The organism is Burkholderia sp. MSh2, assembly GCF_000731655.1.
GTDB lineage: Bacteria > Pseudomonadota > Gammaproteobacteria > Burkholderiales > Burkholderiaceae > Burkholderia > Burkholderia paludis.
Genome location: NZ_JPGM01000065.1, coordinates 1 through 22,032, shown reverse-complemented (window position 1 = coordinate 22,032; position 22,032 = coordinate 1). Strand labels below are relative to the sequence as shown.

Sequence of the window (22,032 nt, the reverse complement as noted above, 5' to 3'; positions counted from 1 at the left end):
TTCAGCGACCCTCCTCGCGAGATTCACGAATCGCCCTGGCGGTTTGTGCCAGGCCCTCTTCACAACTGAACGGCGGCTCCCAGCCGAGATCCTGCCGGATCGCACCGGTATCCAGCCGCAGCGGATCGACAAGCCGGCGCACCGTCTCGGTCCGCCCGGTCACGCGCGCCGCTATTTGCAGCAGCCCCACGGGAATGTCGAGCAGCCGCGCAGGCCGCCCGAGATGGCGCCCCAGCGCCTCGATCAGTTCGCGCACGGTCAGCGTTTCGCGATCCGCGACGTGATAGACGGACTGGCACGCGCCCGCGTGCTCCGCCAGCGCCAGCAACGCATCGGCGAGGTTGCCGACGAATACGAGGCTACGCGGTGCGGACGCCCGCCCCAGCGGTAGCGGCATACGGCGTGCGACGGCTGACATGAGACGTTCGAAGTTGCCGGCGACGCCCGGACCGTAGACGAGCGGACAGCGCACGGACACGCCCTGCCGCCCATAGCGCGCGGCGAGCGTCGCCAGCGCCTCCTCGGTCTCGCGCTTCGAGATGCCGTACGCATCGAGCGGCCGGGGGATGTCGCTCTCGCGCAAAGGCCGGCCGGGGTCCTGCTCGGCCAGCGCCTTCACGCTGCTCATGCTTACGAACCGGCGGCAGCCGTGCCGATAGGCCGCCTCGGCCAGCCGCAACGTCCCCTCGACGTTGGTGCGGCGATACTCATCGAGGCGTTGTGCCTCGTGGCGCCCGAACTGATGTACACGCGCCGCCGTATGCACGACGGCGTCGATCTCGCCCGCGGCCCATGCATCGCCGACCGAGATGAAATCGGGCTCGGGCGACACCCATTCACGCACACCGGGAATGCCGAGGCCCGCGCGGCGGACGAGTGCGGTCACATCGTGACCGCGCGCCACCGCCGCGGCGCATACCGCGCGCCCGACAAACCCGTTCGCACCGGAAACAAGGATGCGCATCAGATCCACCGCCAGCCAAAACGGTTGTAGAACCGGATCGCCGACGCAACGAACAGCCGGATATGCAGCCAGCCTTTCCTGGCTGCCCCGCCGCCGAAGTGCACGATCCGGACACGCGGAGAATAGACGATCCGCGCCACCTCGGCCGTACGGAGGCTGAGGTCGTAATCCTCGAAGTAGAGAAAATAACGCGGGTCGAAGCCGGCCAGTTTCCGCAGGACGCTGCTTCGATAAAACATGAAGCAACCGCTCACGATGGCGGGTCCCCAGACGTCTTGCGCCGTCGCGCACTCTTCGCGCATTTCGTAGCGCTCCAGACGCCCTTTGAACAGGCGGCGGATCGACTGCGGCGCAAATCCGCGCAACAGCAGATCCAGGACTTTCGGATAGCGGCGGCACAGGTACTGGATCGACCCGTCCTGATCGCGAACCTCGGGAACGACCAGGCCGATCTCCGGATACGCAGCCATCAATTCGCTCGCGGCCGCCAGCGTATCAGGCTGACACAGCACGTCCGGGTTCAGGACGAGATGAAAAACGCTGTCGCTGCGCTCGATGGCGAGATTGTGGCCGCGGCCGTAGCCGACGTTGCCGTGACCACGCAGCACTTCGAAGTCGACGCCGGCCTGCTCCAGCCGGTCGCGCCACGCCTGCGGAACATCGGTGTCGCCGTTATCAACGAGATAGAACCGCGCCAGCCGTTCGCAATTCACCGGTTGCGGCGCCTTGCGCAACGCGTGCAGCGCCTCGAGCAGGGTCGACAGCGTACGCTCGAGCAGCACCGGTTCCGGTCGATACGCGACAACGGAAATCGATAGCAGATAGCTGGGCGACGAAGATCGAGTCATTGAGCAGATTGTGGTTTCGCTGTTTGCACCTTACTGCCACCACCTGTCATGCGAATCCGCTCGGGATGACCTCGCCAGGTCACAGCAACTGCAGGATGGTACTGAAGGTGGGTCGCGAAATATTATCAATTTGTAAAAGTTGCCCGCACCGCTGCCAACCGGGCCGGACAAGACGGCCAGCCCCTTCCGGACATGCTCGCCGGGAAAACCCGGACGCACCCGCGTGCAATAACGATTATGCCGTCATCACCTGGGCAATCGGGCCGGGCCCGACTCGGCAACCCGGCATTATAGATGAGCAAACCTGTTACAGATTGTTGCAGGTGAACATACTATGTTATCCGCATGATAGTGCCCCGTTTCAACCGATACCGGCAATGCACCGGTCTGCCGCCACGTCCCGCACACCTGCACGCAACGCGGCGCGCTCGTCCGTCGGCCGCCGGTTACGCGAATCCGGGATCGCTCAAGCAGCGCGCGAGCGCGTCCTCCCAGGAAGGCGCACGCAACCCGAATACACTGGACAACTTGTCGCCCGACAGCCGTGAATTGTGAGGCCGCGCCGCCGGTGTCGGGTATTGATCGCTCGTGATCGGGTGCACGACGACGCGCTCCATCCCTGCGCGGGCGAAAATGGCCTCGGCAAAGCCATGCCACGATGTTTCGCCGCCATTCGTCAGGTGGTAGACGCCGGCATGCTTGCGCCACCAATCGCGCCTGCCGCCGCGGTCGGCGCAATACCGGGCCAGGACATGGCCGGTCAGCGCGGCAATCGTACCGCTCCAGGTCGGCGCGCCGACCTGGTCCGCGACAACGCTCAATTCATCGCGCTCGCGCCCCAGCCTGAGCATCGTCCCGAGAAAATTCTTCCCCGTAGTGCCGTATACCCAACTCGTGCGAAATATCAGGTGATCGCCTCCGACAGCCGCGATTGCCTGCTCGCCCGCGAGCTTCGTGCGGCCATAGACATTCAGCGGCCCGGTCGCGTCGTCCTCGCGAAACGGCCGGTCGCCGCTTCCGTCGAATACATAATCGGTCGAATAGTGAACCAGCAGCGCACCGGCGCGCACGGCCTCCTCGGCCAGTACGCCAGGCGCGTCTCCGTTGATCCGTTGCGCCGCCGTTTCGTCGCTTTCTGCACGATCGACCGCCGTATAGGCCGCCGCATTGACGATGACGGCCGGACCGAGATCTCGCACGATGGCGCGGATCCGATCGGGATCGGCAAGATCCAGCCGCCGCCGGTCCAGCGCGACAACCGGCGCCAGGCCTTGCAGCGATCGCGTCAGCTCGAAGCCGACCTGCCCATTTGCACCGGTCACGAGAATCGGCTGTGTTTCGTGAAACGAATCATTCATGGCATTCAGGATTGGTTGATGCCCCGTCGCCTGCACGCGGCCCGGTTCGACGGTCGAGCCGGCTGCCGGCGCGGCAACGGCCCCCGGCCTGCTTACGCATAGACCTCCGCATCGGCAAGCCGCCGGCCCGCCGCGTCTTTCGCGGCGAGCACCGGCTCGCCGTCGAACGGCCATACGATGCCGATATCCGGATCGTTCCAGACGATGCTGCGCTCGTGCTCGGGAAACCAGTAGTCGGTCGTCTTGTAGAGGAACTGCGCCGCCTCCGACAGCACGAGGAAGCCGTGCGCGAAACCGGGCGGCACCCAGAGCTGCCGATGATTGTCGGCAGACAGCGTCACGCCGACCCATTTGCCGAAGTTTGTCGAGCTGCGGCGCACGTCGACCGCGACATCGAACACCTCGCCTTCGACCACCCGCACCAGCTTCCCCTGCGCATGCTGGATCTGATAGTGCAGCCCGCGCAACACGCCGCGCGCCGAGCGCGAGTGATTGTCCTGCACGAACTCGACGCCCGGCTCGACCTGTTCGGCGAACGCCTGCGCATTGAAGCTCTCGTAGAAATAGCCGCGCGCGTCGCCGAACACTTTCGGCTCGATGATCTTGACTTCCGGCAATGCCGTTACCTGGATTGCCATGCGACCTGATCGGAAAGAATGTGTTGGAGATATCGCCCGTAGCTGTTTTTCGACAGCGGTGCGGCAAGCTTGCCCAGTTGCTCGGCGTCGATCCACTTCTTGCGATAGGCGATCTCTTCCGGGCATGCCACGACGAGGCCCTGGCGCTTCTGCAATGTCGCGATGAACATCGCCGCATCGATCAGCGAGTCGTGCGTACCCGTGTCGAGCCATGCGTATCCGCGCCCCATGATCTCGACGTCGAGTGCACCATCGGCGAGATAGCGCGAATTCACGTCGGTGATCTCGAGTTCGCCGCGCGGTGACGGCTTGATGTCGGCCGCGATATCGCATACGCGATTGTCGTAAAAGTACAGCCCGGTCACCGCATAGTTCGAGCGCGGCCTGGCCGGCTTCTCCTCGATCGACAGCGCGCGGAAGTCGCGGTCGAACTCGACGACGCCATAACGCTCGGGATCCTGAACGTGGTAGGCGAACACCGTGGCGCCCGTCGCTTTCCCGTCGGCCCGTTCGAGCTGTTTCGCGAGATCGTGTCCGTAGAAAATGTTGTCGCCGAGGATCAGGGCCGACGGATCGTTGCCGACGAACGCCTTGCCGATGATGAAGGCCTGCGCGAGCCCGTCCGGGGACGGCTGCACCGCGAACCGGATATTCATCCCCCATTGACTGCCGTCACCCAGCATCGCTTCGAAGCGTGGCGTATCGTGCGGCGTCGAGATGATCAGGACGTCCCGGATGCCGGCCACCATCAGCGTCGACAGCGGGTAGTAAATCATCGGTTTGTCGTACACCGGCAGGAGCTGCTTCGATACGACATGCGTAATCGGATACAGCCGCGTGCCCGAGCCGCCGGCGAGAATGATGCCTTTGCGTGTCATCGATCAGACCCTCACGTGCGTTGCGCGTAATTCGTTTCGACCCACTTGCGATATTCGCCGGATGCAACCTCGTCCACCCATGCCTGATTGTCGAGATACCAGCGCACGGTCTTCGCAAGCCCTGTCTCGAACGTCTCGGCGGGCTTCCAGCCGAGTTCGCGCTCGAGCTTGCGCGCATCGATCGCGTAGCGGCGGTCGTGGCCCGGGCGGTCGGTCACGTACGCGATCAGATCCCGATACGAACCCGTCGCCTTCGGCCGCGCGGTGTCGAGCAGATCGCACAGCGTATGCACGACGTCGAGGTTCTTCTTCTCGTTCCAGCCGCCGATGTTGAATGTCTCGCCCGGCGCGCCGCGCGCGAGCACTTCGCGGATCGCGCTGCAATGGTCGCCGACGTACAGCCAGTCGCGCACGTTCTGGCCATCGCCGTAGACCGGCAGCGGCTTGCCTGCGAGCGCATTCGCGATCATCAGCGGAATCAGTTTCTCCGGGAACTGGTACGGACCGTAGTTGTTCGAGCAGTTCGTCGTGAGCGTCGGCAGGCCGTAAGTATGGTGATACGCGCGCACCAGATGATCCGAGCCGGCCTTCGTCGCCGAATAAGGGCTGTTCGGCGCGTAAGGCGTCGCCTCCGAGAACTGCGGGTCAGTCGCCGACAGCGATCCGAACACTTCGTCGGTCGACACGTGCAGGAAGCGGAACGCCGCCCTGTCGGCGTCGCTCAGGCCGTTCCAGTGGGTGCGGGCCGCCTCGAGCAGCGTAAACGTGCCCACGACGTTGGTCTGCACGAAATCGGCCGGCCCGTGGATCGATCGGTCGACATGGCTTTCGGCCGCGAAGTGGATCACCGCACGCGGCTTGTGTTCGGCAAACAGCGCATCGAGCGCTGCGCGATCGCAGATATCGACACGCGCGAACACATGGTCCGGGTTCCCGTCCAGCGGCGCCAGCGTGCGCAGGTTGCCCGCGTAGGTCAGCTTGTCGACGTTGAGCACGGCCTCGTCGGACCCGCGCAGCCAGTCGAGTACAAAATTGGCACCGATAAAACCCGCGCCGCCGGTAACCAGGATCATGAGGCGTCCTCTCGTAACGTGCGGCGTGCCTCGCAGGCACCCGCCGCACTTCTTGCCATATCACGGTGGCCAGGTCTCGGCCTGTCAGGCCCGGAATTTTAACCGGTCGCCATGGCCGGCAAAGGCTCGAAATGCTAATTTCGGAGCGAGCGTACCGATTACAGGAATCCGGCCGACGCCAGCCCCATCCTGCCGACACCCCGATACCGCGCCCCGGGCCGGTGAGCCTCGGCTAATCGTATGCCAGACAGGCCGCGCAATGTGAAACGGCCACTCCACCGCACATGCATTTATCCTGTTGTCCGTTCACCCAGACCCGTCACGATCCGACCCTCATGCTCCCATCCCCCATCGCCATCGGCGACATCCAGGGCTGTCACTCCGCTTTCCAGTCACTGATCGACACGCTTTCAGCCCCCGCCGACACGCCGCTGTGGATCGCCGGCGACGTCGTCAACCGCGGCCCCGACTCGCTCGCCGCGCTGCGCGCGCTCGTCGACCTCGGCCCGCGCGCGACCGTCGTGCTCGGCAATCACGACCTCCACCTGCTCGCGGTTTCCGCCGGACTGCGCACCGAACGCCCGGGCGACACCATCGGCGAGATCCTCGACGCACCGGACGCCGACGCACTGCTCGACTGGGTCCGCCACCGGCCGTTCGTGCACGCGGAGCACGGGATGCTGCTCGTGCATGCAGGCGTGCTGCCGCAATGGGACGCCACGCTCGTGCTCGAACTCGCGGACGAACTCCAGCGCGCGCTGCGCGCGCCCGACTGGCGCGACACGCTGCAGAAACTGTACGGCAACGAGCCGTACCAGTGGAGCCCGGACCTGAAGAAACGCGACCGGATGCGCGTTGCGTTCAACGCATTCACGCGGCTGCGCTTCTGCACGCCCGACGGCACGATGGAATTCAAGGCGAATGGCGGCCCCGACAGCGCGCCGCCGGGCTACCTGCCGTGGTTCGACGTACCGGGGCGACGCACGGAAGACGTCACGGTCGTATTCGGGCACTGGGCCGCACTCGGCCTGATGCTGCGCGACAACGTCGTCGCGCTCGATTCGGGATGTGTGTGGGGCAACCGGCTGTCGGCCGTGCGGCTGACGGCCGATCCGGCGCAGCGCACGGTCACGCAGGTGCAATGCGAAGCATGCCGCTCGCCGGGCGGCGAGTGACGACGCGCCGTTTCGCGTGACCGCAAGCGGCGTGTCAGCCCTCGCGCCCCGTCACCGGTGCGTCGGCTGCCGCGTCGCGGCCCTCGCCGGCGCCGAGTTCGGTCGCCGGATATGCATGCTTCGCCAGTTCCGCGAGCGACTCGGCCGACGGCTTGCCGACGCCTGCCTGCAGCGTGGCGAGCGCGGCCGCGATCGCGTCGCGCGCCGCCGCGGACGTCGCCCGCCGGTCGCCGCCCGGCGCGATCGGTTCGCACACGTAGAGATGCGCGACGATCGGGCCACCGCGCAACACCATGTCGAGCGACTTGCCCAGCGCCAGTTCGCCGGTGTAGGCCGGCGCGACCGACTGCCGCCCCTGCGCGTCCTCGTACATCAGGCAGATCGGCTGCACCGCGCAGCCGGCCGATACCGCGGACTGGAACAGGTTCGCATGGAACGGCAGCAGTTCCTGCCCGTCGGTCGTCGTGCCTTCCGGAAACACGCACATCAGCCCGCCGTTGCGCAGGCGCTCGGCCATCTCGTGCATGACCCGCATCGCCTCGGTGCGCTTCTCGCGCTGCAGGAACACGGTGTCGAGTTTTTCGGCGAGCCAGCCGACGACCGGCCATTGCCGCACCTCGGCCTTCGACACGAACGGCGTCGGCCGCCACGCGTAGACCGTATAGATGTCGAGCCAGGACACGTGATTGCCGACCACGAGCGCACTCGCGTCGAGCCGCGCGCCGTCGTTATGGACGACGAGGCGCATCCCGCAGATTCGCAACAGCTTGAGCGACCAGCGGCGCGTCATCTCGTTACGCCGCGCGGGCGTGACGTGCGAAAAACGCAGCGCGACGATCACCATGCCGCGCAACAGGTGAAAGACGAGACGCAGCTTGCGAAGGGCGATCATGGCGAGGGTCCGGCGTGGTTCAGTGGCGCTCGAACGCGATCCGCCCGGCAACGAGCGTCGCGCGCACGGAGGCGGGCAGTTCGTAGCCGAGGAACGGCGAGTTGTGGCCCTGGCTCTTCAACGCACCCGGCTCGACGCGCCAGTGGGCGCGCGGATCGAACACGCACAGATCGGCCGCGCCGCCTTCGCTCAGGCGGCCGGCCGGCAACTGCAGCACATCGGCGGGCGCGGACGTGATGCGGCGCAGCGCCTGCGCGAGCGGCGTGCGCGTCTCCTCCGCCCATTTGAGCGTCAGCGACAGCAGCAGTTCGAGCCCGGTCGCGCCCGGCGTCGCTTCGCCGAACGGCAGCAGCTTCTCGTCGTCGTCGACCGGCGTATGGTCGGAGCAGATCGCATCGATCGTGCCGTCGGCGAGCGCCACGCGGATCGCTTCGCGATCGCGCTCGCTGCGCAGCGGCGGATCGAGCCGGAACTGCGAATCGAAGTACCCGATGTCGACGTCGATCAGGTGCAGGTGGTTCACGCCGACGTCGCAGGTCACGGGCAGCCCTTCGGCCTTCGCCGCGCGCACGAGCGCGAGGCCGGCCGCCGACGACAGCCGCGCGAGGTGCACGCGCGCGCCCGTCACGCGCATCAGTTCGAAGATCGTGTGCAGCGCGATCGTCTCGGCCGCGACCGGCACGCCGGACAGCCCGAGTCGCGACGCAAGCGCACCGCTCGCGGCAACGCCGCCGCGGCCGATGAATGCATCCTGCGGGCGCAGCCACGTGGTGTAGCCATAGGTGCTCGCGTACTGCAACGCGCGCAGCAGCACCTGCGTGTCGCGCACCGGCACGTTGGCGTGCGTGAAGCCGACGCAGCCCGACTCGGTCAGCGCGACCATCTCGGTGATCACTTCGCCCTTGAGGCCGACCGTCAGCGCGCCGAGCGGATGCACGTTCGCCTGATGCAGGTTGCCCGCGCGGAACTTGAGCATCTCGACGAGGCCCGGCTCGTCGAGCACGGGATCGGTGTCCGGCGGGCACACGAGGGTCGTGACGCCGCCCGCGACGGCCGCAGCCATCTCGGACGCGAGCGTCGCCTTGTGTTCGTAGCCGGGCTCGCGCAGCCGCGCGCACAGGTCGACCAGGCCGGGCGCGACGATCAGGCCCGCTGCATCGAGGGTCTTCTCGGCGTCGAAATCGGCCGGCGCGGCCGTGCCGGCGTCGGCAATCGCGGCGATCTTGCCGGCCGCGACGAATACGTCGGCCTGCCGCTCGGTGCCGGCGACCGGGTCGATCAGCGTGCCGCCTTTGATATGAATCTTCATGCGCTGTCTGTGAATGCGTTGATTGCGTGAATAAGGAGGCGCGAAAGCGGGCTCAGTCGCTGTTGCCGGCGACGATGCCCATCACCGCCATCCGCACGGCGATGCCGAACGTGACCTGGTTGAGGATCACCGACTGCGGGCCGTCGGCGACCTGCGAGTCGATCTCGACGCCGCGGTTCATCGGGCCCGGGTGCATCACGATCGCGTCGGGCGCGGCGAGCGCGAGGCGCTCGGGCGTCAGGCCCCAGGTCTTGAAGTATTCCTGCGCCGACGGCAGCAGCGCGCCGCTCATCCGCTCGTTCTGCAGGCGCAGCATGATGATCACGTCGACGCCCTTCAGCCCTTCGTCGAGGTTGTGGAACACCTTCACGCCCATCTGCTCGAGACCGCCCGGCAGCAGCGTACGCGGGCCGATCGCGCGCACTTCCGGCACGCCGAGCGTGGTGAGCGCGTGGATGTCGGAGCGCGCGACGCGCGAATGCAGGATGTCGCCGACGATCGCCACGCGCAGTTTCGTGAAGTCGCGCTTGTAGTGACGGATCGTGTACATGTCGAGCAGGCCCTGCGTCGGGTGCGCATGGCGGCCGTCGCCGGCGTTGATCACATGCACGTGCGGCGCGCAGTGCTCGGCGATCAGGTACGGCGCGCCGCTCGACGCGTGACGCACGACGAACAGGTCGGCATGCATCGCCGACAGGTTGTTGATCGTGTCGAGCAGCGATTCGCCCTTGCTCGTCGACGACGCGTTGATGTTCAGGTTCAGCACGTCGGCCGACAGGCGCGTCGCTGCGATCTCGAAGGTCGTGCGGGTGCGCGTCGAGTTCTCGAAGAACAGGTTGAACACGGACTTGCCGCGCAGCAGCGGCACCTTCTTCACTTCGCGGTCCGTCACGCTGACGAACTGCTCGGCCGTATCGAGGATATGGTTGACGATCGAGCGCGGCAGGCCCTCGATCGACAGCAGGTGCTTCAACTCGCCGTTTTTCGTGAGCTGCGGGTTGCCCTTCAGGAAGCCGTAGCGGAACCGGTCGGGGCTCGCGGCCGCAGCGGGATTGCCGGTGCGGCCAGTGGTGTCGGTGGTCATGGTGTGCGTGATTCCAACTATGCAAACGGGCCGCGGTGCAAACCGGCGGCCCGGGATACGGTTCGCGCGCCGTTCAGGCGCCGTGCGCCTCGACGCGCAGCGTGAACTGCGCATCGTCGCGTGCGAGCACAAGGGTCGCGCCGGCCGGCACGTCGAGCGCGCCGCCCGCGAAGCGCGCGGCGACCGGCAGCTCGCGGCCGCCGCGATCGGCGAGCACCGCGAGCTCGACCGCGGCCGGACGGCCGTAGTCGAACAGCTCGTTGAGCGCCGCGCGCACGGTGCGCCCGGTGTACAGCACGTCGTCGACGAGCACGATGCGCGCGCCGTCGACCTCGAACGGCAGCGACGTCGGGCTGGCCTGGCTGTGAAGCCCCTTCTTCGCGTAGTCGTCGCGATGCAGCGCGACGTTCACGACGCCGAACGCCGGCGCGCCGAGATCGTTCGCCAGGCGCCCGGCGAGCCAGGCGCCGCCGCTGTGAATGCCGGCGAGCCGCGGGCCGCCGGGTTCGGCGAACGCCGTGCCGTACGCGGCGCGAATCTGGTCGAGCAGGACGCGGTAAAGCGCCTCGGCGTCAATGGTGCTCATGGTCGGACAATTGATCGAGATACTGTTGAAGGATGACGCGCGCGGCCTCGGCATCGAGCATCCCGGCCCGCTCACGGCCGCGCACGTTGCGCTCGCGCAGCCCGGCCTCGGCCTCGACCGACGAATAGCGCTCGTCGACCCACGTGACGGGCAGGCCGAAACGGCCGTTCAGCTGGTTGCCGAAGCGCTTCGCCTGCTGCGTCATGTCGTGCGGCGTGCCGTCCGGATGCATCGGCAGGCCGACGACGAGCGCGTCGGGCCGCCATTCGGCCAGCAGGTCGCCGACCGCCTTGAAGCGGTGTTCGCGGTTCAGGTTCTGGATCACGACGAGCGCACGGGCCGAGCGCGTCAGCGCATTGCCGATCGCGACGCCGATCCGTTTTTCGCCGTAGTCGAACGCCAGGAGCGTCGCATCGCGCGCGCTCGCGCCGCTCATGCGTGCCCTGCTTCGCCGGACAGCATCGACGAGCTGACGCCGAGCAGGCCGAGCGCGGCTTCGAAGCGCTCCTCCGCCGGCGTGTCGAACACGATGCGCGGATCGGCCGCCACGGTCAGCCAGCCGTTGCGGGAAATTTCTTCCTCGAGCTGCCCAGCGCCCCAGCCCGCATGGCCGAGCGTCAGCAGGAAACGCTTCGGGCCGGTACCCGTCGCGACCGCCTCGAGCACGTCCTTCGACGTCGTCATCTCCAGCCCGCCGTCGACGGACATCGACGAGTTGTAGCTCGCGCCCTCGACCGGCTCGTGCAGCACGAAGCCGCGCTCGGTCTGCACCGGGCCGCCGAAGTACACCGGAATGTGCAGCAGCGGCTCGATGTCGAGCTTCAGGTCGATGCGGTTGAACAGCGACTCGAGGTCGATGTCGGTGGGACGATTGATGACGAGGCCGAGCGCACCGCGCTCGCTGTGATCGCAAAGATAGACCACCGTTCCCGAGAACGTCGGATCGGCCATGTTCGGCATGGCGATCAGGAACTGGTTGGTGAGATTGATGCGATCGGAAGGCTTTGACATGGTTTGAATTTTAGCAAAGACGCCGCGACCTGACCGGGCCGCGATCAACAAGCAACGCCGCACCACGCTGGCAACGGCGCGCACGGATCACACGGCACTCTAACACGCGCGCGGGCGCTGTCGGCAGCGTGTTGCGAGCCCGTGCGGCAAGGGGCGCCGCCGGGTGTCCGGCCCCGTGTCGGTCAGGCCCGGCCGAGCGCCGCGCCGAGCACCCCGGACGCCGCGGTGAGATCCGGCGGCGCGACGCCGGCCGCAATCTTCAGCAGCGCCGCACGCAACATGTCGGACGCATGGCCGTGCGCGTCCGGGCCGCCGTCGGCGAACGGCACGCCGTGCGCCGCACGCCGCCACGCCAGGCCCAGCGTGTCGGCCAGCAGCGCCGCGTGGCCGAGCCCGAGCGCGCACGCCGCCGTTCCGACCCGGTAGGCGGCGCCGGACGCACGCCACGCCGCGCCCGCGTCGGCCCTGGCCGGGTCGGCCGCAAGATCGGCCATCGACGCATCGGCCGTCTGCAGGAAATCCTCATAGGCATGCGCGTTGACCGTCACGACGCCGAGCCCGCGGGTCGGCGCGACGGCGAGCGCGTCGTGCTCGGCCCGCGCGGCGTCGGCCTCCCACAGCGCTTCGGACGCCGGCGTGCCGGCAACGTGCCAGTCGACCGTCAGTCCGTAGTCGTGCAGTACGTCGACGAACGCGACATCCTCGGCCGCCGCGCCGAACAGCGCGAAATCGCGCCACAGCAGCGCCACCGTTTCACGCACGAGCTCGGGCGGCGCACTGCGCCGGCCCTGCGCGTGCTCGCCGAGCAGCAGGTTCGTCCGGGCCAGAAAGCGCTTCAGCTCGGGCGCGCCGCTTGCGCGCAGCGCCCGTGCGCACGCGCTCGCGAGCCGCCAGAAATCGTAGGGGCCGTCGTCGGTGAGTGCGGCCAGCATCGCGTCGAGTTCGTCGAACGCCGCGCCGGACGCGCCGGGCTCCGCACGCAGCACGCCGAGCAGCGCCTGCTCGTAGCGGGCGCGAATCCGGGTCGCGAACGCGTCGGGCAATGCGCGCAGCGTGGCGGGCGGCACCGCGCGGCCGACGAGCGCGAGCGCATCGAACGGCGCGGCCGCATGCAGGTCGGCGGCGCTTTGCGCACGCAACGCACGAAAATGTTCGAAGAGAACGGGCGAGCAGGCGAGCTCGCGCAGATTGTGGCGCCCGACGGCCGCCCGGAAATCGCGCAGCGCGGCACGCCAGTCGGCCGAAGCCGGCTCGTCGACGACGAGCGGCGCGGCAGACGACAACTGCCCCGCGAACCGCGCGGCCGGCAACCAGCCGGCTTCCGCCAGCACGGCAGCCGCCGCGGACAGCGGCGCGGCCGCGTCGTCGCGCCGCTCGAAGGCGTCGGCAGCCGCCGCAAGCCAGGCGTCGGCCGCAGGCACGGCCCCGCCGCGTGGATTGGGCAGTGCGTCAGGGTGGGGAACGTTCGCCGGTTCGGGCCTCATGGACACGCGCGCCTGTCATCGTCAAGTCGCTCGCGCGAACCTCGGCGCGCGGGCGCCGGGTGGCCGCGAGGCCTGAGCGGAGTGTCCGTGGGCCAAGGATCCGGTCAGATCTGGACCATCTCGAAGTCTTCCTTGCGGGCGCCGCATTCAGGACACGTCCAGTTGATCGGGACGTCTTCCCAGCGCGTGCCCGGGGCAATGCCCTCTTCCGGCAGCCCGGCTTCTTCGTCGTAAATCCAGCCACAAATCAGGCACATCCAGCTCTTGTATTCCATCTTAAGCCGCGTCGGGAAAGTCGGTAAATTCGGGAGCCATGATGGTACCGTGTCGGGGCCGGACTGCCTAGCAATCGCGCTGGAGTAAGACAACTACGTTGCGCTGCGCTAAAAAATCCGTCGTCCGGGCCGGATTCCGCCGCATAATGACTGAAAAGTGCGGCCTGCCGGGCAACACAGGGCCGAAAATGCCCATTTCGCCTCGCCGTCCGCATCTCCGTCGCGTTTCCGTTTTTCTCTTGCCCCATTTCCACATGTCCAGCAACGCCCCTCCGATCGTCCTCACCTTCGGCCTGTCCGATCCCACCGGCGGCTCCGGCCTCCAAGCCGATCTGATGACCCTGGCGAGCATGGGCTGTCACGGCGTGTCCGTCCTGACGGGCTACACCGTGCGCGACTCGGCCGCCTGCGACGAAGTGACCGGCCTCGATCCCGACGTCGTCGCGGCCCAGGCGCGCATGCTGCTCGAAGACATGCCGGTTGCCGCGTTCAAGATCGGCGCGGCGACGCGCGCGGAAGTCGTCAGCGCGATCGCCGAGGTCGTCGCCGACTACGACGGCGTGCCGCTCGTGCTCGCACCGGATTTCACGCTCGACGACGAGCACGTGCTGGCAGCCGACGACCTGCGCGAATCGATCGCCGACCTGCTGGCGCCGCAAACCACGCTGCTGGTGGCCGACCACGCCACGCTGATCGCGCTCGCGCAGCCGGACGGCGACGCCGAGGCGCCGAACCTCGACGCGGCCGTCTCGCACCTGCTGTCGCAGGGCTGCGAGTACATCCTGTCGTCCGAAACGGGGTCGCACCGGCTCGTCAACACGCTGTACGGCGAGGAAGGCCAGCTCCGCGAAGACATGTGGGACCGCTCGCCGCACCGGCTGATGGGCATCACCGACACGCTGGGCGCGGCCATCGCGGCCCTGCTCGCGAACGGCCAGGAGCCGCCCGAGGCGGTTCGCGAGGCGCAGGAGTACCTGTACCAGGCCGTGCGCGACGCGTTCCGGCCCGGCATGGGCGCCTACCTGCCCGACCGGTTCTTCTGGGCGCGCAGCAACGAAGACTCGGACACGCCGCCGGCAGTGAAGGCCGACCCGGCGCCGCGGACGTCGCACCGGCATTGAGTCACCTGGGGCGGCCGGCGCTTGAGTACTCGAACGCCGGCCGCCCCTCTTGTCGTCCAGGCAGTACACATCCCGCATCGACAAATCGACGCTGATGCACGCACGACCGCCGGCTCGGCGCGTCCGTCCCAATCTCCGGTTTTCCGCCCCGCGTAGCCCGGGAGCCGATCCCTCGGCCTGCAAAATCCCGCCCATTCAGTCGCCGCTGCCGAATCCGCGTTCGTGCCTGCCCGACTCGTATCGAGTCTCGGCTGACCGATGAATTAACGTCGTACATTTCAGCGTCCAGGCTCGCCGAAAATCGAACTGGTCCAATAGATTGAGCGCCACACGCAATGCTAGGGTTCATTTCATTCAATGTGACCGATGCAAAGGAGTAGGCGATGGCGCAGGACATTTTCCTGAAACTGACCGGCATCAGGGGTGAATCTCGAGACGCCTCTCATCCAGACGAGATCGAAGTATTGGCGTGGGATTGGTCCGCCGACCAGTCACTTACTACGCGCTCGGGTAGAGGCAGCACTGAATACCGGCCCCGCCGCAGCCCATCGTCACGAATCTCGTAAGGCGTTTCCGGACCGCTATCCATCCAACTCGGACGCAATCGGAATCGAGCTTGTCGGCATGTACTATCCCGACGAAAAAAACGCGGAACCTGTCTACGAAAGCGTCACAACCGAACAAAATGCATCGCTCCAATGGCTGGTTCGTGAATTGTCCGAGACGCTGAAAGTCGAGATGAGAGAGGTCTATCGGCACCCGGAAGTCGGGCGCAAGAACGCGACCGAAGCAAGTACCGCACGGTGGGAGTGACGCCATGGATCTAGCGCGATGTGTCTTCGCCGTTGCGTTGTGCGCCCCGATCGCCGTCAGCCAGGCGAGAGGGGTAAGCACCGTGATAGTCGAGCAATCCGGCCAGACATCGACCCCGGACGATCCGCTGACCAGGGACGCCTGCAGGACTTTCACGCCAACCGTCGACCAGCTGAAGCGATTCTTTTCCAGGGCGACGCCGATTGACGGCAAGTTTGTGGCCCAAGATTACTACTCGCCCTGCAATTCGAGCGGCACCGTATCGTTCCCGGACGGCAGCTCGGCGAGGTGGCGCGTTTATTCCAGCGGCACCGCGTCACTGACATGGGCATCGAACGGCGCCACGGCCTATCTCTACAACGGCCGCAACAACGGCTGGCACGACCCATTCGCGTGCAGTTATGGTCTTCACGATGAAGACGACGATGCTTCGTGCTACCTGCCGGGGTTCTGATTCCGATCGCCCGGCGCACACATAAAAAAAGACCCGCATCGCTGCGGGTCTTTTCTTTTGGCTGGAACGCGCATTGCTGCGCGCTCCGGACACCTTCGACCGAAGTCGATTACATGTCCATGCCCATGCCGCCCATGCCGCCCGGCATGCCGCCCGGCATCGGTGCATCTTCCTTCGGCAGTTCAGCAACAGCTGCGTCCGTCGTCAGCAGCAGGCCTGCAACCGAAGCTGCGTTCTGCAGTGCGGTGCGCGTGACCTTGGTCGGGTCGACGACGCCGGCTTCGACCATGTCGACGTACTCGCCCGTTGCTGCGTTGTAGCCGTAGTTGCCCTTGCCTGCAGCAACTGCCGCCACCACGACGCTGGCTTCTTCGCCGCCGTTCGTGACGATCTGGCGCAGCGGCTCTTCCATTGCGCGCAGCACGATCTTGATGCCGGCGTTCTGGTCGGCGTTCAGGCCGGTCAGGCCTGCGATCGCGGTGCGAGCGCGGATCAGCGCAACACCGCCGCCTGCCACGATGCCTTCTTCAACAGCTGCGCGCGTTGCGTGCAGTGCGTCTTCGACACGTGCCTTCTTTTCCTTCATTTCGACTTCGGTCGCAGCGCCGACCTTGATCACTGCCACGCCGCCGGCCAGCTTGGCCACGCGCTCTTGCAGCTTTTCACGGTCGTAGTCCGACGTCGCTTCTTCGATTTGCGCGCGCACTTGCTTCACGCGTGCTTCGATGTTCACGGCTTCGCCTGCGCCGTCGATGATCGTCGTGTTTTCCTTACCCACTTCGATGCGCTTCGCCTGGCCCAGTTCTGCCAGCGTTGCCTTTTCGAGCGTCAGGCCGGTTTCTTCCGCGACGACCTGACCGCCGGTCAGGATCGCGATGTCTTCCAGCATCGCCTTGCGACGATCGCCGAAGCCCGGCGCCTTGACCGCAACGGTCTTCAGGATGCCGCGGATGTTGTTCACGACCAGCGTCGCGAGCGCTTCGCCTTCGACGTCTTCAGCGATGATCAGCAGCGGACGGCCAGCCTTCGCGACTTGCTCGAGCACCGGCAGCAGATCACGGATGTTCGACACCTTCTTGTCGTGCAGCAGCACGAACGGGTTGTCGAGGACGGCAACTTGCTTGTCCGGGTTGTTGATGAAGTACGGCGACAGGTAGCCGCGGTCGAATTGCATGCCTTCGACGACGTCGAGTTCGTCAGCCAGCGACTTGCCGTCTTCGACGGTGATCACGCCTTCCTTGCCGACCTTGTCCATCGCTTCAGCGATACGATCGCCGATCGACGAATCGCTGTTCGCCGAGATCGAGCCGACCTGTGCGATTTCCTTGTTCGTCGTGCACGGCTTGCTGATCTTCTTCAGCTCTTCGACAGCCGCTGCGACTGCCTTGTCGATGCCGCGCTTCAGGTCCATCGGGTTCATGCCCGATGCGACGTACTTCATGCCTTCGCGAACGATCGATTGCGCGAGGACGGTTGCCGTCGTCGTGCCGTCGCCTGCGTTGTCGCTGGTCTTGGAAGCCACTTCCTTGACCATTTGCGCGCCCATGTTCTGGAGCTTGTCCTTCAGCTCGATTTCCTTCGCGACCGACACACCGTCCTTGGTGACCGTCGGGCCGCCGAAGCTGCGCTCGAGCACCACGTTGCGGCCCTTCGGACCCAGCGTGACCTTGACTGCGTTGGCGAGAATGTTCACGCCTTCGACCATCTTCGAACGGGCGGAATCGCCGAATACGACGTCTTTAGCTGCCATCTTCTAACTCCTTGAATTCTTGGGAATATGTACCGTCGGAGGACGCTTACTTGGCGTTGACCACGGCCATGATGTCTTCTTCGCGCATGACCAGCAGTTCCTGGCCGTCGACCTTGACGGTCTGGCCAGCGTACTTGCCGAACAGGACGCGATCGCCGACCTTCACGTCGAGTGCGATCGGTGCGCCCTTGTCGTCACGCTTGCCCGGGCCGATGGCCAGGACTTCGCCCTGGTCCGGCTTTTCAGCAGCGGCGTCGGGGATCACGATGCCCGAGGCGGTCTTGGTTTCCTGATCCAGGCGCTTGACGATCACGCGATCGTGCAAAGGACGAAGGTTCATATTCACTCCTCTCTTGACTGAGATTGAAGAACGCTTAGGGAATCTGCCCGGCTTATCGCCCGGCAGAGAATTGTTAGCACTCTCGTGCAGCGAGTGCTAATTATATGGACGGGTTTTGACAAATTCAAGAAGGGGGAAGCGGAGGAATTTTCAGGGCGCCAGGGAACGCTCGACCCCGAACCTTGCGCGCGGGGGACAAGCCTTGACACGGCATGAAAGAGTCAGGAAAAACAACAACTTAGAAATAATTCGGTTCGGCAACGGCCCGACCGGAAGGATACCGGGCGTCGCGTGCGCGACCCGTCGCCGCGGCCATGCGGCCTGGGCAGCCACACTCAGGGGATTCCCGGACACCCCGGGCAAACCAGGTTCGAATAAATGAGGGTCGGCAACATAATCGCGCTCACGGCGCAGGCAGCCGGTCACGATGGCGTCGTGCCAGGATCGGAGCAGTTTGTCGCCCTTGCGCCTCGCGACCGACGCATGAAAGCTCGCCGCTACCGGTCGTCCATTCGCGGGAATGGGTAGCCATCCATCCGTTGCGGGGCCGACGGGCTGCCGGGCGAGGAGCAACCCGCCACAAACGCCAACCATTGGCAGCATGCCTGAAATGCCGTGCCGTACGAGGGCTGCGCGCCCACCCTCTTCATGACTTCCGGCGCATCAACGTCAAACGTGCTGCGCCCGCGAACGCCAGCCACCGTCGTCGCGACGGTGGCTGTTGCGCCCGTCATCTGTTTTTTCTAAAGCAGGCCAGCCGCACTCCCGCCGGAAATCGCACGCTGCGCAAACTGGCCGGGAACGGCGCAATTGTCCGCCATCAAATGCTCGTCGATCATGTCGAGCCGATAGCCGTGCGTATATACGGCGTTCAATTGCATTCCGTTTTCGGGTCGAAGCGCCAATTTTTGCCGAAGCCGATAGATGTGCGTGTCGAGGCTGCGTGACGATCCATCCAGCGTTCGCCCCCACGCCAGCGTCGACAATGAATCCCGAGAGACCACGTTGCCGAGATTGCCGAACAGGCAGCATGCCAGCGCATATTCCTTGGCGGTCAGGTCGACGACTTTGCCGTGCAGGGTTATCGTGCGCAAAAGCGGATTCAGCACGTATGCCCCAACCTCGATTCTGCTGTCGGATTTTTTATTCCGGCCATTTCGACGCAGCAATGCATTGACCCGGGCCACCAGTTCGATCTCGCGAAAAGGCTTGCCGATGTACTCGTCGGCCCCCGCGTCCAGTGCGGCGGCGATATCCGCCTCGAGTGTTCTCGCAGCCAAAAACAGCACGATGGGCTCGTCACCGAGATGGGCGCGAATCCAGTGCAACAGGTTCAAGCCATTGGCATCCGGAATGCGCCAGTCGAGCACCACCAGCTCCACGGCCTTCTGTCTCAGGAACTGAACGGCACGCGCACTATCGCAAGCCAGCGAAATTTCACGATTTGATCCTCGCAGCGCTTGTTGAAATGCTGACGCCTGCCCCGGATCCCCTTCCACCAACAAGATACTCATAACACCCCCAGCCTTCATCGACCCAATCAATTTCAAATGCCTGGAATCAATCGACCCACCCCGCCAACACCGTGTTTTTCGAATATGTGTCGAGCGATTGAAACCGTTCATGATTCAACGTCAATTCGCGAGTGCCGGATGCGATTTCAACGAAACCGCATTCACCGGGATTGAAGAGGCCATATCGGCCGATGTTATTAGTGTCCTGATATCAGATCGCGAACATACGCTGCCATCTCCGTTGGTGCTGCCCCGAATCGGCTTTGACCCTGGAAAGCTTCCAGGGACGCAAATTCCCTGACAGACGCCAACAGACCGCCAAGCGCCTGGGCCCCTCAATCTGCGGCATCCAGACGCCCCACGCCCCGATCAACGAAAAAACGGATCTGGCGATGCGGTGCCCGCCCGATTTCCATTCGCCACCCGAGGCATGTTAATTGGATATTACTGACATATCAGTAGGATGTCAAGATGCTTGCACAAAATCAAGGCAAGGGCACGCTGCCGCACCGGCCCTTTTAGCTACAAGTTGAAAACAGGGGGCGAGCGGTCTAGTATGTTAGTAATATTTCTCAAGACTACTCAGACACATGAACGGACTGACGGGTACCACCCTTGCCGAACAGGCTCATGAAAAACTCGAAGAACTCATCGTGACGCTGGAGCTCGCGCCCGGCAGCGTCTGGTCGGAGGCCTCTCTCGCCGAGAAGCTGAATACCGGGAGAACACCGGTTCGCGAGGCCGCCCAACGATTGGCCGCCTCGCATCTCCTTCAGATCGTGCCGCGTCACGGCATCATGATCACTGTCCCGAACATTCACGATCAGTTGCTCGTGCTCGAAACGCGCCGCGAACTCGAGCGCCTGATCGCGCAACGTGCGGCGCGCCGCGCGTCGCCGGAGGAGCGCGAGGAACTGGGCCAAATCGCGGACAAACTCGACGCGGCAGGCGAATCACACGATATCGTCGCCTACTTGAGAAGCGTGTACGCCACCAATCAGCTTATCGCGCAGTGCTCACGAAACCGATTCGCTTCCGAGGCAATCGCGCCGTTGCATGCCTTGTCCCGGCGCTTTTACTTCATGTATCACAAGCGGTTAAACGATTTGCCGGCGGCAAGCCAGCAACACACGAATATCGTGCGTGCGGTAGCCAACGGTGACGAACAGGGAGCCGAACTCGCAGCAGACAAGATGATGGACTATATCGAAGCATTTACGCGGGACTGTTTTACCCTCGACTTCGAACCGAATCATTCACGAATCGCGGCTCGATAAGCCTTCGATGAATCGAGCCCGCACCGGGCCTCATGTCGTGCAGGCTCGCAGTACGCTGCAGATATCGGCGCAACATCGTCGGTCTCGATCAAGCATCGCGAAGAAGGCGGCGAGCGTCGATCCGGAGTGCAGAGGATCGCGCCGTCGTCTCACTCGATACAGAACCGGTATTTTTCGATCAGCCCGCTCACCTGCTCCTCTCGAACGGGCGCCGAGATGTAGTATCCCTGACAGTCAACCCGGGGCATTTTCCTCAACCACTCGAACTGGGTTTCGGTTTCGACACCCTCGACCACGACGCGCTTCTCCAGGCGAGCGCCGAGTTCAACGAGCGCCTCGACCACCGCCCTCGATTCAGCACGTTCATCGACGTCACGCATGAACGACCGATCCAGCTTGAGCGTGTCTACCGCCAGGCGATGTAGTTTGGTCAGCGACCAGCACCCGGTTCCGAAATCGTCGATTGCAACACTCGCGCCCATCCTCCGGATCGACGCTACCGCCGAGACGAGTGCCTCGATCGGGCCCGGATCGATGGACTCCGTGAGCTCGATCTGGAAATTTCCGGCCCGAACGGCATAAGAATCAAGAATGGCGGACAGCCTTTTTATCATTCCAGGCCGTGTCACTTCATGGGCCGGCAGGTTGACAGAAAGCGACAGTTCATCATATCCACGAGTCGCCCAATCAGCGAGTATCCGCACGGATTCGGCAATGACATATTCAGTAAATCGGCGTGTCAGATGTGAATTTTCGACAATATCGATGAATACCGAGGGCATCAATACGCCATGTTCCGGATGATGCCAGCGTATCAACGATTCAAACCCGGACAGCAATCCGGTCTGAAGGCGAAGCTTGGGCTGATAAACGAAGAAGAACTCCTTCCGAGCCAACCCAAGCTCCGCGTCGCTGACAAGATCGTCAAGGTTGCGGCACTCTGTCGTACTATCCACAGCAATCTCCAGTGCTCGACATCAGATTCTCCAGTGTCCGCTGACACTGCCCTGCTCTCGCCCCGGACGTTTCCGCGCCCAGGGGTATCACCGCTCGACGACTTACTTCCACTGGTACGGCATGCCGGCGCGACGGCCGCCCGCTCAATGCTGCAGCGTGATTTCGACGCGGCGGTTGCTGGCGCGGCCTTCGGGGGTCTCGTTGGTCGCGACCGGATCGGCCTTGCCGCGG

The 22,032-nt window shown here is 64.9% G+C and carries 23 protein-coding genes and 2 pseudogenes; 6 read left to right on the top strand and 19 right to left on the bottom strand.

Annotation, left to right across the window (positions count from 1 at the left end):
* Window position 1: 1 nt before the first annotated feature.
* The 6 genes from GQ57_RS31105 to rfbB form a co-directional block, all read right to left on the bottom strand.
* Window positions 2-967 (bottom strand): NAD-dependent epimerase/dehydratase family protein, encoded by a 966-nt coding sequence (locus GQ57_RS31105; RefSeq protein ID WP_034199873.1) that lies wholly within the window; start codon window positions 965-967, stop codon window positions 2-4.
* Window positions 964-1,812, bottom strand: a complete 849-nt coding sequence (locus tag GQ57_RS31100) for a glycosyltransferase (RefSeq protein ID WP_031402764.1) — start codon at window positions 1,810-1,812, stop codon at window positions 964-966. Before GQ57_RS31100 ends, GQ57_RS31105 begins: the two co-directional genes overlap by 4 nt.
* Before the next feature lie 446 nt (window positions 1,813-2,258).
* Entirely contained in the window at window positions 2,259-3,170 is a 912-nt protein-coding gene (gene rfbD, locus GQ57_RS31095) for a dTDP-4-dehydrorhamnose reductase (protein ID WP_031402765.1), read from the bottom strand.
* A 92-nt stretch (window positions 3,171-3,262) separates the two neighbouring features.
* Window positions 3,263-3,808 (bottom strand): dTDP-4-dehydrorhamnose 3,5-epimerase, encoded by a 546-nt coding sequence (gene rfbC / locus GQ57_RS31090; protein WP_031402766.1) that lies wholly within the window; start codon window positions 3,806-3,808, stop codon window positions 3,263-3,265.
* Window positions 3,793-4,686 carry a glucose-1-phosphate thymidylyltransferase RfbA gene (rfbA, locus tag GQ57_RS31085; RefSeq protein WP_031402767.1) on the bottom strand — a complete coding sequence of 298 codons (894 nt, stop codon included), beginning with the start codon at window positions 4,684-4,686 and terminating at the stop codon, window positions 3,793-3,795. The genes rfbC and rfbA overlap by 16 nt, the downstream gene beginning before the upstream one ends.
* 11 nt (window positions 4,687-4,697) lie before the next feature.
* Complete coding sequence (rfbB, locus tag GQ57_RS31080; protein ID WP_034199859.1) at window positions 4,698-5,759, bottom strand: dTDP-glucose 4,6-dehydratase; 1,062 nt, start codon at window positions 5,757-5,759, stop codon at window positions 4,698-4,700.
* Window positions 5,760-6,094: 335 nt separating this feature from the next.
* Between rfbB and GQ57_RS31075 the strand changes: the two genes are divergently transcribed.
* Window positions 6,095-6,934, top strand: a complete 840-nt coding sequence (locus GQ57_RS31075) for a symmetrical bis(5'-nucleosyl)-tetraphosphatase (protein WP_031402769.1) — start codon at window positions 6,095-6,097, stop codon at window positions 6,932-6,934.
* Window positions 6,935-6,968: 34 nt separating this feature from the next.
* On the opposite strand, the gene GQ57_RS31070 is transcribed toward GQ57_RS31075, so the two are convergent.
* The 8 genes from GQ57_RS31070 to GQ57_RS31035 all read right to left on the bottom strand — a co-directional run bounded on the left by GQ57_RS31070 (window position 6,969) and on the right by GQ57_RS31035 (window position 13,575).
* Window positions 6,969-7,826, bottom strand: coding sequence for a lysophospholipid acyltransferase family protein (locus tag GQ57_RS31070; protein ID WP_034199858.1), 858 nt, complete (start codon window positions 7,824-7,826; stop codon window positions 6,969-6,971).
* Window positions 7,827-7,845: 19 nt separating this feature from the next.
* Entirely contained in the window at window positions 7,846-9,135 is a 1,290-nt protein-coding gene (locus tag GQ57_RS31065; RefSeq protein WP_034199857.1) for a dihydroorotase, read from the bottom strand.
* Between the two features lie 52 nt (window positions 9,136-9,187).
* The gene (locus GQ57_RS31060; protein WP_006476735.1) at window positions 9,188-10,219 is read right to left on the bottom strand and encodes an aspartate carbamoyltransferase catalytic subunit; all 1,032 of its coding nucleotides are present in this window, start codon (window positions 10,217-10,219) and stop codon (window positions 9,188-9,190) included.
* A gap of 73 nt (window positions 10,220-10,292) precedes the next feature.
* Window positions 10,293-10,805 carry a bifunctional pyr operon transcriptional regulator/uracil phosphoribosyltransferase PyrR gene (pyrR, locus tag GQ57_RS31055; RefSeq protein ID WP_034199856.1) on the bottom strand — a complete coding sequence of 171 codons (513 nt, stop codon included), beginning with the start codon at window positions 10,803-10,805 and terminating at the stop codon, window positions 10,293-10,295.
* Window positions 10,792-11,241: a Holliday junction resolvase RuvX gene (ruvX, locus tag GQ57_RS31050; RefSeq protein WP_031402773.1), complete on the bottom strand. Its 450-nt coding sequence runs from the start codon at window positions 11,239-11,241 to the stop codon at window positions 10,792-10,794. Before ruvX ends, pyrR begins: the two co-directional genes overlap by 14 nt.
* Window positions 11,238-11,816, bottom strand: a complete 579-nt coding sequence (locus tag GQ57_RS31045) for a YqgE/AlgH family protein (protein ID WP_006491354.1) — start codon at window positions 11,814-11,816, stop codon at window positions 11,238-11,240. Before GQ57_RS31045 ends, ruvX begins: the two co-directional genes overlap by 4 nt.
* Window positions 11,817-11,998: 182 nt before the next feature.
* Window positions 11,999-13,300 carry a hypothetical protein gene (locus GQ57_RS31040; RefSeq protein WP_034199855.1) on the bottom strand — a complete coding sequence of 434 codons (1,302 nt, stop codon included), beginning with the start codon at window positions 13,298-13,300 and terminating at the stop codon, window positions 11,999-12,001.
* Window positions 13,301-13,404: 104 nt separating this feature from the next.
* Window positions 13,405-13,575: a rubredoxin gene (locus tag GQ57_RS31035; RefSeq protein WP_004186709.1), complete on the bottom strand. Its 171-nt coding sequence runs from the start codon at window positions 13,573-13,575 to the stop codon at window positions 13,405-13,407.
* A 254-nt stretch (window positions 13,576-13,829) separates the two neighbouring features.
* Between GQ57_RS31035 and GQ57_RS31030 the strand changes: the two genes are divergently transcribed.
* The 4 genes and pseudogenes from GQ57_RS31030 to GQ57_RS31020 all read left to right on the top strand — a co-directional run bounded on the left by GQ57_RS31030 (window position 13,830) and on the right by GQ57_RS31020 (window position 15,963).
* Entirely contained in the window at window positions 13,830-14,696 is an 867-nt protein-coding gene (locus tag GQ57_RS31030) for a hydroxymethylpyrimidine/phosphomethylpyrimidine kinase (RefSeq protein WP_031402775.1), read from the top strand.
* Between the two features lie 383 nt (window positions 14,697-15,079).
* Window positions 15,080-15,214, top strand: a pseudogene (locus GQ57_RS44190) (type VI secretion system tube protein Hcp); the annotation flags it as partial.
* 106 nt (window positions 15,215-15,320) lie between these two features.
* A complete protein-coding gene (locus GQ57_RS44440; protein ID WP_407638617.1) occupies window positions 15,321-15,509 on the top strand; it encodes a hypothetical protein in 189 nt (62 codons plus the stop codon).
* A 4-nt stretch (window positions 15,510-15,513) separates the two neighbouring features.
* The gene (locus GQ57_RS31020) at window positions 15,514-15,963 is read left to right on the top strand and encodes a hypothetical protein (RefSeq protein WP_152603395.1); all 450 of its coding nucleotides are present in this window, start codon (window positions 15,514-15,516) and stop codon (window positions 15,961-15,963) included.
* Window positions 15,964-16,072: 109 nt separating this feature from the next.
* Here the strand turns inward: GQ57_RS31020 and groL are convergent, their stop codons facing one another.
* The 3 genes from groL to GQ57_RS31005 form a co-directional block, all read right to left on the bottom strand.
* Window positions 16,073-17,713, bottom strand: a complete 1,641-nt coding sequence (gene groL, locus GQ57_RS31015; protein ID WP_031402778.1) for a chaperonin GroEL — start codon at window positions 17,711-17,713, stop codon at window positions 16,073-16,075.
* 46 nt (window positions 17,714-17,759) lie between these two features.
* A complete protein-coding gene (gene groES, locus GQ57_RS31010; protein ID WP_004186661.1) occupies window positions 17,760-18,053 on the bottom strand; it encodes a co-chaperone GroES in 294 nt (97 codons plus the stop codon).
* Window positions 18,054-18,796: 743 nt separating this feature from the next.
* Complete coding sequence (locus GQ57_RS31005) at window positions 18,797-19,567, bottom strand: response regulator transcription factor (protein ID WP_034199853.1); 771 nt, start codon at window positions 19,565-19,567, stop codon at window positions 18,797-18,799.
* Between the two features lie 590 nt (window positions 19,568-20,157).
* Between GQ57_RS31005 and GQ57_RS31000 the strand changes: the two genes are divergently transcribed.
* On the top strand, window positions 20,158-20,844 hold the full coding sequence (locus tag GQ57_RS31000; RefSeq protein WP_052001535.1) for a GntR family transcriptional regulator: 687 nt from the start codon (window positions 20,158-20,160) through the stop codon (window positions 20,842-20,844).
* A gap of 149 nt (window positions 20,845-20,993) precedes the next feature.
* On the opposite strand, the gene GQ57_RS38575 is transcribed toward GQ57_RS31000, so the two are convergent.
* Window positions 20,994-21,800 carry an EAL domain-containing protein gene (locus GQ57_RS38575; protein WP_063934609.1) on the bottom strand — a complete coding sequence of 269 codons (807 nt, stop codon included), beginning with the start codon at window positions 21,798-21,800 and terminating at the stop codon, window positions 20,994-20,996.
* Window positions 21,801-21,944: 144 nt separating this feature from the next.
* Window positions 21,945-22,032, bottom strand: a pseudogene (locus GQ57_RS43945) (OmpA family protein); the annotation flags it as partial.